We start from the raw sequence: 12732 nt of genomic DNA, 5'->3' as shown, positions 1-12732 counted from the left end.
TTTGTCATCGTGCGAATTCGAGTTCAACAACTTTCAGTTCGTCTTTGTTGCCGTAATTGATCACTGCGGTGGCCGTGTATTTTCCTTTTTTAAGATCTGCCGGTAATGCTGCCCTCACGATGCGGAGATCGCCGGGCAATGAAAAAACATCCTGGTCTTCAAGTTTTCGCTTTTCGCCGGTCTGCGTGTTCAGCAGTTCCCATTTGATCTTTCCCTCGAGCCAGGCCTTGCCGGTGTTCTTTAAAGTGAGTTCGAGAAAACCGGGGTTCTGCCCGGTATCCGCAACATCTTTCAGGTTGAGTACTTCAATATCGCGCTCTTCTGTTTGAGAGAAGGAGTGGTAGAGTTTCACGCCCATGCGAACGGTAACCTTGATGGCAGTACCATCGCCTGCTTTGGCATCACCGGGATTGAGCTGCGTTAAAAAGATCATCGCATTGTGCACGGGAACCGACTGGTCTGCATTTGCAGGAACGTTGAACACAACGTTCAGTTCCCGTTTCTCACGCGGTTGCAGGGTGAAATAAGATCCGGGCATCACCTGCACCCAGTCTGCACAGGAAGTGTTGAGCGTGCCCGCATCGTAAGTAAGGTTGTTGCCGAGCGAATCATAGTTCCAGTCGCTGATGGAAACGCCGATCTCCAGCTCTTTGTCGTTCGGGTTGCTCACCACGATCCGCTGCGTGGCAGAACTGCCGGCGCCTTGTTTGAAATACATTTTGCCGGGACTAACCGTCATGCCCGCCTGCGCAAAGCCTTTGCTGCAAAGGGTTGTGAACAGGAGCGAAGCGATAAGAAGAAGTTTGTGGTTTTTCATAGTGTATAACGACAAAAAAGGCGTTGCAGCCTTTTTTGTAAAATGATTATGGTAAACGTGCTGGTACAATTAAGGCTGTGTAACGGTGTAAACAACGGGGATCACGTTCGCGCCTGTTGCTTTACCGGCATAAGCGCCGTTGGCACCGATGAGGTAAGAGATGTTGAATTTGTTGGTAGAATTGGCACCATCCCATGAGCTGTTGCTTGCGGTTACGATGGTTGCAGCAGCGCCGCTGGATGCGGGCAATACAACATCGCTTTGGAAAGTTAAGCCGGCGGTATTACCGTTGTTGGTTGCACCGATCGCCGAAGTGATCTTGATCGTGCCTGGCAGCAACGAAGCAGAACCCGTTACGGTACCCGCTTTTGCTTTGATCACATAACCACGTGAGCTTACCACGCTGATATGGTCTGTTGCGAGGGCGGTGATGCCGTTGTTGTATTTCGATTCACTGTCGAAGTTCACGCTCAACCCAGCGGGTTGTGAAACGGTGAAAGAAAGTACATCCGATAAAGTGATGTTCAGGTTGGCCGTTTGCGCAAATGTTTTGCTGCCGATAACCGATAAAACCCCAACTACTGCTACTACTAAGATCTTTTTCATGTTTGTTTTATTTTTAATTTGTTTTGTTCGAAAATGGTTGGCGCCGGTACCTGCCGGCTCCTGTTGTTTTTCTCAAAATTTCCGCGGTAAGTTTTGGTGGGCGGGAAATACTTAGCATTTGTACTCCTTAGTCGCCCGTCATCCTTGCTCCGAATGACAAAACAAAAGTAGTGTTATTACTACAAAATAAAGTGTTAAAACTACAAATAAATTTAAAATAGATTGAAAATCAATAGATTTTGGAAACCTGAATTGTAGTGGGAGTGTCGTAATGATTGGAATATTCCCAAAAATGATCGTTTAAACATTGATTCAGAAGATCCGTTTTTTGGGGTGCTGTTGTATAGATAATCGTGTCTAATATGCACGAAATGCTCGGTTCCCGGCAATAAAAACCAGTACGGGGAAAAGCAAAAGCGTTGTTGGTTCGTGGAAATACACGTCTAATCCTTCGGCAATCCAGTGAATGATTCAGCCCGTTTATTAAATCCCTTACCCAACGTTCCAATTAATTGACCGGGCAGTTGTAACTTTTTTACATCCGGCGCGTTTGCAATAATGGCCCGTTACCCTGTTTGCAAAATTCTTCCGGCAAGTTGGTTTTGCGTTTTACAGTTCGGCTTTGTAACGGGCTGCTTTTATTACAACAGTTCTTCCAGTTGCTTAAGATGTCGTTCGGTGTGAAGAATATTAAACTTTATCCATTCCTGCGAAACCATTGGCCCGAACAGGCGGTGAGGTGCATCGTAATTGACCAGGTTCATGTTTCCCGAACCGATCAGCGCTGCGATCCTGTTTCTTTCTGATCGGATCTCCGCGATCATTCCTTCCTTGTCTTTTTCATTTTCCGATGGAACAAGGAACGGCGGTGCATCGAGTTTGTTGGCTCTGTCCGATAAACGCGCCGTGAACTTTGATACATTTTCCCCGCCCTCATGTGTTGCCTCACTGGCTGCGCCCTCAAGTACGATGGAAAATCTTTTATCGGCCAGCAGGATGTGTTCCGCAATATCTCCTGCGCTCCATCCGCCGTCGGCCCTTTTGGTATTGAAAGACGACGCATCGAAACGGGAAAGTGTTTGCAGCAACGCGTCTGTATTGGCGAGCCATTGGTTTTGCAGGATCTGAGACATAGGAACCAGGTGTTTAAGAAAAAATAAAGTTACAGAAATTGTCGTTTCCAACTCCTGCCATAACTCCTACAGGTGGAGATAATACGCTTTCAAAAGCCTGGTGAAAGCCGCTGTATAATTATTGTCTTCCCGGATGGCGAGTTCGCTGTGCAGCGGTGTAATTTCATCCCGCCCAAACAGCAACATGGTTCTGAAAAATGAATGCGTGGTGGTTTGTTTTACATCCACACTGTTCACAAGGAAAAAATGCATGATTTCCGCCAGCTCCAGCATTGTTTTTTTACGATGAAAGGGGAGAAGCACAGCGAAATTGCCGGTTGGTGTTAAATGGGTTTCTGCAATACGCAGGAGTTCGTTGAGATCCAGTTCGCTGCTGTGGAGCGCAAGGTTTCTTTGTTGGTCAGCGCTTTTGAGGTCGTTTTCGAAGAAGGGTGGGTTTGTAACGATGAGATCGTATTTTTTGCCGGTCGTTATTTCCCTTGCATCGCCTTGCAGAAGATGAAGTCTTTCCTTCCACGGCGAAGCGTTGAAGTTCGAAGTTGCCTGCCCGGCCGCGCTTTCATCGATCTCTATGGCATCTATCGTGGAACCCACCGATTGGGCCAGCATAAGGCTGAGCAATCCTGTTCCGGCGCCGATGTCCAGGATCTGTTCCGGCGCTTGCCCGCGAAACTGGTTTGCCAGCCAGGCGCCAAACAAACAGGCATCGGTGCACACTTTCATTGCACAGTGTTCCTGGTGAACGGTGAACTGTTTGAACTGGAAATAGGTATTGGCCACGGGCGGCAATCTACAGGAAACAAGAATACGGCCGGTCAAGTTGTTTAAAAAATTATCTTAGTTGTATGATCGGCAATTTTTTGAAAAAGCACAGGATCGTATTGCTGTACGGCAGTTCCATGGCCGTATTGCTGGTACTGCTTAAGTGGCTCGAACTGCGTTTTGTGATCTACGATCATGCGATGGAGCTGTATGTTGGGGCGATCGCGCTTGTGTTTACGGCATTGGGCATCTGGCTCGCGCTCAAACTTTCCAGGCCAAAGATCAAAACCGTGATCATTGAAAAACGCGTGGAAGATTTTGTATTGAACGAAAAAGAACTCGCGGCAACCGGCATGAGCAAGCGCGAGCTTGAAGTACTGGAACTGATGGCCGAAGGACTCAGCAACCAGGAAATTGCCGGCCGTCTTTTCGTATCACTCAACACCGTTAAAACACATTCTTCCAATATCTTCGAAAAAATGGATGTGCAGCGCAGGACGCAGGCGGTGGAAAAAGCAAGAAGACTGAATCTGATCCGTTAGTGAGTCAACGCAAACTCCAATAAATTCAAGCAGTAAAGAAAAAAACACTACTACTTAAGCGTGAAAATCATTCTCCCGATCAAAATCACCCAAAAGTATGACCGCTAAAAATGCCGGAAGCCCCATTTTTACGGTCTAACAATCAAAAATCAAACGTATGAAAAAAATTGTTCTTGTTTATGGATCGATCGCCGGTTCGGTAGTGGCCGCGATGGGGGTGATCACCACGGCTATTTATTGCAACAGCGGTGATTTCAGTAATGGAATGATCGTTGGATACACATCCATGATCATCGCGTTTTCAATGGTGTTTGTGGGGGTGAAGGTATTTCGCGACAAATACAATGGTGGTGTGATCAGTTTCGGCAAGGCTTTCAAGGTGGGCATATTGATCACGTTGCTTGCTTCCACTTTTTACGTGGTTACCTGGCTCATCAACTACACTTTTTTTGTTCCTGATTTTGGAACCAAGTATGCTGCGCATGTGATCGACGGCCTCAAAGCGAGTGGCGCTACCCAGGCCGAGATCACCAAACAGTCGGATGAACTTGCCCATTTTGCAGAAATGTACAAGAACCCTTTCTTCAACGCGGCCATGACCTACATGGAAATCCTGCCCGTTGGCCTGCTGGTTACTTTGATCAGTGCGTTTGCGTTGAAAAGAAAACCGGTAAATAATTAGTAATTAGAAATTAGGAATTAGTAATTAGTAATTGTTGTTGCTGTCATTTCGTTAACAGTTTGAGCAGTACATCTCAATTCCTAATTCCTAATTACTAATTATTAATTGGAAGATTGCATCGTACCCAAACCTCACCAGGGTTGCTGTTATGATCAAAAGGAAGAACACGCGTATAAACCGGTTCCCTTTTGAAATGGCGAGTCTTGCGCCGAGTGCGCCGCCGAGGCCGTTGCAGGCGGCCATGGGCAGGGCGATCTTCCAGATGATGGTTCCTTTGAGCAGGAAAAGAAGGATCGAGCCGAAATTGGTAGAAAGATTCACCAGTTTTGCATTTGCGCTTGCATGAAGGAAATCAAAACCCAGCAGGCTGATGAACGCAAGCACCAGGAAACTTCCCGCCCCAGGGCCTATGAACCCGTCGTAGAAACCTATGCACACAGCGATGAGTATGGCATAGAACATTTCTGTTTTGGCCGAATGCGTTTTGTGTGTATGCTGCCCGAAATTCTTTTTGGTGTAAGTGTAGATGGCAACAAACAGGAGTACGATAAAAATTACCGGTTTCATAAAACGGTTGTTCACCAGTGTAAGCACCTCGGCGCCCAGGAACGCTGCGGAACAGGCAACGAGGCACATGGCGATTGCCATTTTCCAGCGGACCTTTACTTTTTTAAGGTATTGAACGGTAGCAAAAGCGGTTCCCGTGAATGCGGGGATCTTTAATGAGCCGATAACGGTAGCCACCGGCAGTTGCGGTAACAGTACAAGCGATGCAGGCGTCTGGATCAAGCCGCCCCCACCAACAATGGCATCTACGAACCCGGCGGAGAAAGCGAAAACACAAAGAAGAACAAGGGTGAAGGTGGTCATGGGCTGCAAGATAGGAGTGAATCGTGAATCATGAATAGTGTAACGTTGATCTAGGGTCGTGATCCGTTAACGATCAATATCCATCACTTCGGGAACCACCGGCAGCGGGCGGGGCCTTGTATTTGCAAGCGCCAGTCCGCCGATCACTACCACACCGCCTATGATGTGAATACGCGTAATTTCTTCGCCCAGCAGCCATACGGCTTCAAGCGTGCTGAAGATGGGGATGAGGTTGCCGAAGAGCACCGTTCTTCCTGCACCGAGTTTTTGAATGGCGATGTTCCAGCAGAGAAAGGCGGCGACGGAAGTCCCGGCCCCGAGGTAAAGGAGCACTGCCAGCACTTGCCAGCTCCATTGCGTAGGCATTCCCCAGGCCTGCTCGGCCAGGAAAAAAGGGAACAGCATGGCGGCGCCCATGGCAAAAATCACAAACAGGAAATTGAGGGAAGAGATCTGTGCAGGTTTTTTCCTGACCAGCACATTGTAGATCGCAAACGCAAAAGCGCCCGCCAGCACCCAGAGGTCTCCTGTAGAAAAATGAAAATTGACCAGTGTTTGCCAACTGCCCTTAGAGATCAATAACAATATTCCACCCACGCAGGTAACTATACCTATGATGCGGAACATACCCGGTTTTTCCCTCAAAAAAATCACCGCAAGTATGGTTGCAAAAATGGGGGAGGATGTGGTGCCGATCAGCGCAAGATTGATGGCGGTGGTATAATGTCCGGCAATATATACGAAGGTATTGAACAAGGCAATGCCCGTGAGCGATACCCATGCCAGGTATTTCCAGTTGAAAGAAACCGTTTTTCGTTCTGCAACAAATTTCTTCCATGCAAAGGGCGCGATAATGACCGTTGCCATCAGCCACCTGTAAAACGCCAGGCTCACGGGCCCTATGTAATTGGTTACGCCACGCGATACGATAAAATTTCCCGACCAGATGACCACCGCAAGCACGGCGAGCAGGATGCCGGTATAAGTGTTGTTTTTGGTTGCGGGCATTGAATAGATATGGAAGGAAAAAGAATTGTAGTGATCGTGTTTTTGCCCGCGCAAAATAACCTAAAAAAATTACAACCATTCAGTTTGTTCCGTCAACAGGCGAACACTCTGTCAGTGCTACACATACAGATCACCGCCCGCGAAATCATGCTCATAGTCTCCCTTGATCCTTTCCATCGACGGGTTAAAATAGCCAAAACGCAATTGCGGAAATTCTTCGCGGATGAGTTCCATCATCTGCTTCATGCCCAGCATCTCGCCGGTTTCGTGTACGCCGATCTTGCCCATGTACCAATCGGGATCGATGTTGAAATTACGCCACTGTATCATCTTCAGATCCGTTTCGATGATCAGTTTCCGCAATGCCTCGTATTCTTCCACGCTGTCGGTCATACCGGGGAAAACAAAATAATTGATGCTTGTCCACCCGCCAAACCCCGTTACCACCTTTAAACTTTCGATGATGTCTTCGAACCGGTAATTGTTCGGGCGGTAATAAGGTTCGTAAATGTGTTTCCTTGCAGAGTTGGTACTTACGCGTATGCTGTTCAAACCCGCTTCGCACAAGGCTTTCACGGCATCGGGTTTTGAGCCGTTGGTATTGATGTTGATGCTTCCCTTATCTGTGTGTTTCCTGATCTGCAATATCGATTCGCGGATCGTTTCCCACATCAATAAAGGCTCGCCTTCACAACCCTGCCCGAAACTTACGATCGGGTACGGCGCATTCATCAGGTGCGGAACGGTAAACTCCACGATCTCTTCCGCCATCGGTTTGAACGTTAACCTGTCTTGCGTAGACACGATCGTTTCTTCTTCCGGCTGAAAAGAAATACAACCGATGCAGTTGGCATTGCATGCGGGCGATGTGGGTACCGGGCATTCCCATCGGCCGAGTGAGAAATTGCGTGCGGCGGGACAATTGTACGTCATGCAGCAATTTTCCATCAGGTGTTTTACCAACCGGTTATCGGGATAAGCCTGGAGAAGGTTGTGAGCGCCGGTCTCTATTTTTTGATCGTCGTACCCCGCGCATTCCTGGCGGATGTCTTTCTCGATCCTCACCGCGGGAACATAGTTCTTGTTGTTGAGCCAGCCCACTGCGGTGTAACAGAACAGCGGCAGTGTAGGCGCATCGGGTAATGTTTCAAAAGCGGCTATGTACAAACCGGTGTGTGCGGGTGGAATGAATGCTGCAACGGCCCAGCCTTTTTCGCAGAGGCGCATTTCGCCTGTTGCCACGTCTATGCCAATGCCGCGGCGGCCGGGCAGTTCGTAGAGGTTGCCGCCATCGGGAAGTTCTATCCACTCATCCGCAGGCACAGGAAATGCATCCCAGCCCGCGCGGCCAACGGCATAGAGCGTATCGTCTTCAAAGATGTTGCCTTTGCCGTCGGAATAGAGAATGTATGGTGACTGTGTGAACATTGGTATGTGATTGCTGTGGATTTATAGCCATCGGCCGTAAACATTCAGCTTTTAAGGTTATGCGTTTTGTGTGGCGCGTTCTTTGTTTAACATGGTTGTGCAAAAAGCGTTGAATTCTTTCTCTTCATCCGGCGAAGCATCGGATTCGATTTCTTTCTGGATGAGTTTGTTGTTTTTGAAATCGATGGTGAGGATATTGTCTTTCAACACAACATTGCTCAGCGCCGACCATGCGTATTCTTTTTTAGGAAAAGTATTGATCACGATTCCCTCTTCATTGAAAGCGATCTCTTGCGGAAATTTCACTTGTTTTTCTGCGATGGTTACGATGCCATACAGCACAGGCACCCATAAAGGGCCGCCGTAGCGGTAGGCGATCACCCAACCGATCGTTGCAAGCAAAAGACCGAAGCGGTAAAAAACGATTTCGCCCCGATTGATGCGAATCGTGCAACGGATCCACCACGCGATCATCCCGATCACCAGTACCGACATGGTTACCGTATACCAGTTCACGTTGCCTACGTAAATTACGGCGTACCCAAAAAACGCGATGGCGATCATCAGCATCAGCCTGCTCACCAGGTCGGCAATCAGGTACGATGGCTTCCTGAGCTCTATGATATAGTCCTGCAGTTTTACCGGCATGTTTTAATTGGATTGGTTTTGTATGAACAGGTTGCACAGCCTCCACAAAATATGTGCACCCACATTGCTGTCCCAGTCTGTTTGTCCCACACCAATCTCCACCAGGTCGAACCCGATCAGTTTGCGCCCGCTTTGGTTGATCTTTTTGAGGATGTAAAAAACCTGCTCTGTTTCAAACCCGCCGATCACTGGTGTGCCGGTATTGGGTGATGATTTCCTGTCGAGCCCGTCGATGTCGAAACTCAGGTATACTTTTTCCGGCAGTTGCGAAACGATCTCGTCTGTGATCTGCTTCCAGGTTTCGCCTTCGTATTGTCTTTCCTTGAGTTGTTTATCCAGGTAGGTAACCACGCGGCCGTTGCTGTTGGTGATGAGTTCCCATTCTTCTTCACAGAAATCGCGGATGCCGATCTGTACCAGTTTCTGCAGCGCCGGGATCTCCTGCAATGCATTGTACATAACCGAGGCATGGGAATACGTAAAATGTTCATATCCTTTGCGCAGATCGCAATGCGAATCGATCTGGAGCACGCCGAACGGCCCGTGTTTTTCGCCAAGGGCCATCATAAAACCAAGCACGGTGCTGTGATCGCCGCCGAGCAGTCCAACAAGTTTGTCTTTTGCCAGCAACGCCTTGCTGTGCTCATACACCCACTGGTTCATCATCGCGCTGCCCTCATTGATTTCCTTGAGGCTTTTGCACATGAATTTGTTTTTCTCAACAGACTCGCCCCTGGATATATAATCTATGTACAGTTCCGCTTCCTTGCGCAGGTAATCGCTTTTCATCAGGATCTTGCGATCGATATCGCGCATGTAAAAACCCTGTCTCCACCCAAAATGCCCATCGGTATCAAACAGGTCAACCTGCTTGCTGCATTTGAACACATGCTCCGCTGCGCGGGATGTGCCGGCGCCGTAGCTAACGGTTACTTCCCAGGGCACAGGCAGGATCACAAGACGGGCATCGTCTTCTGAAAACGGAAGGCCAAAAAGGTTGTTGTTGGGATTGCCAACTGCATTCGGGTCAAACAGCGATAGATCGGCCATGATGGTAAGGGGTTCAAACAGGGCGCAAATTTAGCGTCAATTTTTGAAAAGCAGCGTTTTTTAGCAATGAGCTTGTAACCACGGCCGCGTGCGGAAGTAAAATGGCCAGAACCGAACCAAAATGTTCACAAAACGTTAACTGATATAAATAAAGCGCCCGGCGCGTTTCCCGGCGCTCGCAGCTTGTCTTTTTGAGTTACTTTTGCACCGCTAAAACAACCCCGATGAAGAAAACCCATATCGCTCTCCTTGTTTGTATTGCCGCAGCCATTGTGGTGTTGATCAGCTATACCGGGAACCTGACCACGTACGAGACCATCGCTTCTGCCAAACAGAAAGAAGGCAAGTTTGTGAACCTGATCGTGCAGCTGGATAAAACCCAGCCGGTAGAATACGACGCCGTAAAGAACCCGAACTACCTTACTTTTCACGCGGTGGATACATTGGGCAACAACATCAAAGTGGTGTATCACAACAACAAGCCCACCGATATGGAGAAAAGCGAGCGCATCGTGTTGAAAGGCAAAGTACAGGGCGATCATTTTGAATGCAAGGATATCCTGCTGAAATGCCCATCCAAATACAAAGACGACCCGAAAGCAAACAAGGCATCGGCCTCTTTGTAAGTTCTCAGGCATTTCTTTAATCGAACCCCCAGCTACATGAATTATATCGGCGAACATTTACTTCCTGGACAGATCGGCCATTTTTTTGCAGTACTTTCTTTGATGGCATCATTGCTTGCCACCATTGCATTTGCCAAAGCGTTCCGCACGGCGGACCCCGGCCAGAAACAGGGCTGGCTGCGTTTGGCGCGCGCCGTGTTTTTTGTGGAAACGGTTTGCGTGGTAGGCCTGTTCGCTACTTTGTATTACATCATTTCGCACCATTATTTTGAATACCAGTACGCTTACAAGCACAGCGACAAGGGCCTGCAGGTTCAGTACCTGTTCGCCTGTTTCTGGGAAGGGCAGGAGGGAAGCTTCATGCTTTGGTCGTTCTGGCATTGTGTATTAGGATGGGTGCTCATCCGCCGCTCAAAAAACTGGGAAGCAGGTGTGATGATGGTGGTGAGCTTTGCGCAGTTCTGCCTGGCAACCATGATCATCGGTATCTACTTCTTCGGCTTTAAGGTGGGAAGCAGCCCGTTTGTACTGCTGCGCAACGAAGGCTTTTTAGATTCGGCCCCTATTTTCCAGGATGTGGTCAATGGCGGGATCCGCGCCGATTACCTGCGTTTGCTGAAAGACGGTACCGGGCTAAACACTTTGCTCCAGAATTACTGGATGGTTATTCACCCACCCATCCTTTTCCTCGGTTTTGCATCCACCATCGTTCCATTTTCCTATGCCATCGCAGGGTTGCTGAGCAAAAAGCACGACTGGATCAAACCTGCCCTGCCATGGGCCTCCTTCTCCGCCGCGGTATTGGGAACGGGGGTGATGATGGGTGCGGCCTGGGCATACGAGAGCCTTTCTTTTGGGGGATACTGGGCATGGGACCCGGTAGAGAATGCATCGCTCGTGCCCTGGTTAACATTGGTAGCGGGCTTGCACACCAACCTGATCTACCGCAACAGCGGGTATTCGTTGCGCCCTACTTATTTCTTTTACATCATTACCTTCTCATTGATCCTTTATTCAACGTTCCTGACGAGAAGCGGGATCCTGGGAGAAACCTCCGTGCATGCATTTACAGATCTTGGCATGAATGCGCAGCTGTTGCTGTTCCTGCTGGTATTTGTTGTGCCATCGCTCGTGCTGTTTGTTGTGAATTACAAGAAGATCCCGTCCATTCCCAAAGAAGAAAATACCTACAGCCGCGAATTCTGGATGTTCATCGGGTCACTGGTATTGTTTCTTTCAGGAATCGTGATCATTGCCAAAACATCGGTTCCGGTGTTCAACAAAATGTTCGGCACCAATATAGCACCGCCCGAAAATCCTGAACTGGCTTACAACCGCATACAGATCTATGTAGCCATCGTGATCGGGATACTCACCGCGGTTACACAATACTTCAAATACAAAGACACGCCGCGATCGTTTTTTGCGAAGAAAATCTGGATCCCCACACTCATCGCCTTGCTGATCAGTATCGCGATCAGCGTGTTTGGGAACATCAACTTCAGGAAAGAGGGTATCGGTTTCCTGGCTTCCATCCATGTTGCCATTTTAGCCGCTGTTTATGCAGTGGTTGCCAATGCGGCGTATATCTGGAAGGGATTGAACGGGAAGGTCAAAGCGGCCGGCGCATCCATTGCGCACGTTGGGTTCGGACTGGTGCTGGTTGGGATATTGATCTCTTCAAGCAAAAAAACAGTACTTAGCTGGAACACGACCGGCGTAACACCGTTGCAGGCGGCCGATCCGAAAGACAAAGGCAATGCGGCGGGCGATCCTGCAGAGAACATTACCCTGTTCAAATCGGTGGCCACGGATATGGGAAAATACATGGTAACGTATGTGAAAGACACGATAAATCCCAAAGACCGCAAACGCTATTTTGAAATTGATTTCAAAGGGAAGAATGCGAACCGGGATGATTTCAAATTATACCCCGATGTGATCAAACAGAACAAAGGGGGAGAAGGCTTCTCGGCAAATCCTGCGGCGCAGCATTACTGGTACAAAGACATTTTCGTGTACATCACTTCCTTCCGCGAAAACGATCACGAGGATACGACCAGCTTCCGGAACAGGGAAGCCAAAACGGGCGACAGTGTTTTTTACAGCAATGGTTTTATGATCTTCAACAAGGTGCTCGTGAATCCTGAAGAACTGAGGAACCGTTACGCCGATACCGAAACAGCCGTGGTGCTCGACATCACCGTTGTAAACAAGGACGGGCGCCGTTACCCTGCGCGCCCGGCAATCGTGCTGAGCGGGGAGAACAGCAGGTTTATTGTAGACACGGTTGTTTCGCAGAGCCTTGTGTTGCGTTTCAATAAGGTGATCGATAAAGAAACCGGCAGGATGGAGATCGGCATCAAGGAAAGCGGCGCCATTACGGACCTCATCACCTTAAAAGTATACGAGTTCCCGATGATCAACGTGCTGTGGCTGGGCGTGGTGGTTATGGTGGTCGGTTTTGTAATGTCCATCGTACAGCGTGTCAAAAGCAGCAACCGCGGCGGTTTACGCGTTTCTTAACAGTTCTGCGGGTTACTTTTAGCGTTCATACAGC

The 12732-nt window shown here is 48.7% G+C and carries 13 protein-coding genes; 4 read left to right on the top strand and 9 right to left on the bottom strand.

All coding sequences use genetic code 11. The annotated features are described in order from the left end of the window. Nucleotides 1-4: 4 nt before the first annotated feature. From GWC95_RS10790 to GWC95_RS10775, 4 genes are all read right to left on the bottom strand, one after another. Nucleotides 5-817: a fimbrial biogenesis chaperone gene (locus tag GWC95_RS10790; protein WP_161818711.1), complete on the bottom strand. Its 813-nt coding sequence runs from the start codon at nt 815-817 to the stop codon at nt 5-7. 69 nt (nt 818-886) lie between these two features. Continuing rightward, a complete protein-coding gene (locus GWC95_RS10785) occupies nt 887-1423 on the bottom strand; it encodes a hypothetical protein (protein WP_161818710.1) in 537 nt (178 codons plus the stop codon). 641 nt (nt 1424-2064) lie between these two features. Beyond that, nucleotides 2065-2556, bottom strand: a complete 492-nt coding sequence (locus GWC95_RS10780; RefSeq protein WP_161818709.1) for a DinB family protein — start codon at nt 2554-2556, stop codon at nt 2065-2067. Between the two features lie 66 nt (nt 2557-2622). Next, nucleotides 2623-3375 (bottom strand): tRNA1(Val) (adenine(37)-N6)-methyltransferase, encoded by a 753-nt coding sequence (locus GWC95_RS10775; protein WP_161818708.1) that lies wholly within the window; start codon nt 3373-3375, stop codon nt 2623-2625. Between the two features lie 26 nt (nt 3376-3401). On the opposite strand from GWC95_RS10775, the gene GWC95_RS10770 reads away from it, so the two are divergent. Together GWC95_RS10770 and GWC95_RS10765 are read left to right on the top strand one after the other, a co-directional pair. Continuing rightward, the gene (locus tag GWC95_RS10770; RefSeq protein ID WP_161818707.1) at nt 3402-3860 is read left to right on the top strand and encodes a response regulator transcription factor; all 459 of its coding nucleotides are present in this window, start codon (nt 3402-3404) and stop codon (nt 3858-3860) included. 157 nt (nt 3861-4017) lie between these two features. Beyond that, nucleotides 4018-4542: a DUF4199 domain-containing protein gene (locus tag GWC95_RS10765; protein ID WP_161818706.1), complete on the top strand. Its 525-nt coding sequence runs from the start codon at nt 4018-4020 to the stop codon at nt 4540-4542. Between the two features lie 87 nt (nt 4543-4629). Here GWC95_RS10765 and GWC95_RS10760 read toward each other — a convergent pair whose 3' ends face one another. The 5 genes from GWC95_RS10760 to GWC95_RS10740 form a co-directional block, all read right to left on the bottom strand. Further along, nucleotides 4630-5412 (bottom strand): sulfite exporter TauE/SafE family protein, encoded by a 783-nt coding sequence (locus GWC95_RS10760; RefSeq protein WP_161818705.1) that lies wholly within the window; start codon nt 5410-5412, stop codon nt 4630-4632. A gap of 66 nt (nt 5413-5478) precedes the next feature. Next, complete coding sequence (locus GWC95_RS10755) at nt 5479-6420, bottom strand: DMT family transporter (RefSeq protein ID WP_161818704.1); 942 nt, start codon at nt 6418-6420, stop codon at nt 5479-5481. Nucleotides 6421-6537: 117 nt separating this feature from the next. Then, a complete protein-coding gene (locus tag GWC95_RS10750; RefSeq protein ID WP_161818703.1) occupies nt 6538-7848 on the bottom strand; it encodes a radical SAM protein in 1311 nt (436 codons plus the stop codon). Between the two features lie 57 nt (nt 7849-7905). Then, nucleotides 7906-8496, bottom strand: coding sequence for a hypothetical protein (locus GWC95_RS10745; protein ID WP_161818702.1), 591 nt, complete (start codon nt 8494-8496; stop codon nt 7906-7908). Nucleotides 8497-8499: 3 nt separating this feature from the next. Then, nucleotides 8500-9546 (bottom strand): arginase family protein, encoded by a 1047-nt coding sequence (locus tag GWC95_RS10740; RefSeq protein WP_161818701.1) that lies wholly within the window; start codon nt 9544-9546, stop codon nt 8500-8502. 224 nt (nt 9547-9770) lie between these two features. On the opposite strand from GWC95_RS10740, the gene GWC95_RS10735 reads away from it, so the two are divergent. Together GWC95_RS10735 and ccsA are read left to right on the top strand one after the other, a co-directional pair. Next, entirely contained in the window at nt 9771-10172 is a 402-nt protein-coding gene (locus tag GWC95_RS10735) for a cytochrome c maturation protein CcmE domain-containing protein (protein ID WP_161818700.1), read from the top strand. Nucleotides 10173-10208: 36 nt separating this feature from the next. Then, a complete protein-coding gene (gene ccsA / locus GWC95_RS10730; RefSeq protein WP_161818699.1) occupies nt 10209-12698 on the top strand; it encodes a cytochrome c biogenesis protein CcsA in 2490 nt (829 codons plus the stop codon). Nucleotides 12699-12732: the final 34 nt, after the last annotated feature.

This window comes from Sediminibacterium roseum, assembly GCF_009939005.1.
In the GTDB taxonomy this organism is placed as follows: Bacteria; Bacteroidota; Bacteroidia; order Chitinophagales; family Chitinophagaceae; genus Sediminibacterium; species Sediminibacterium roseum.
The sequence above is the reverse complement of the archived record's forward strand: the minus strand, read 5'-3'. Positions and strand labels throughout refer to the sequence as shown.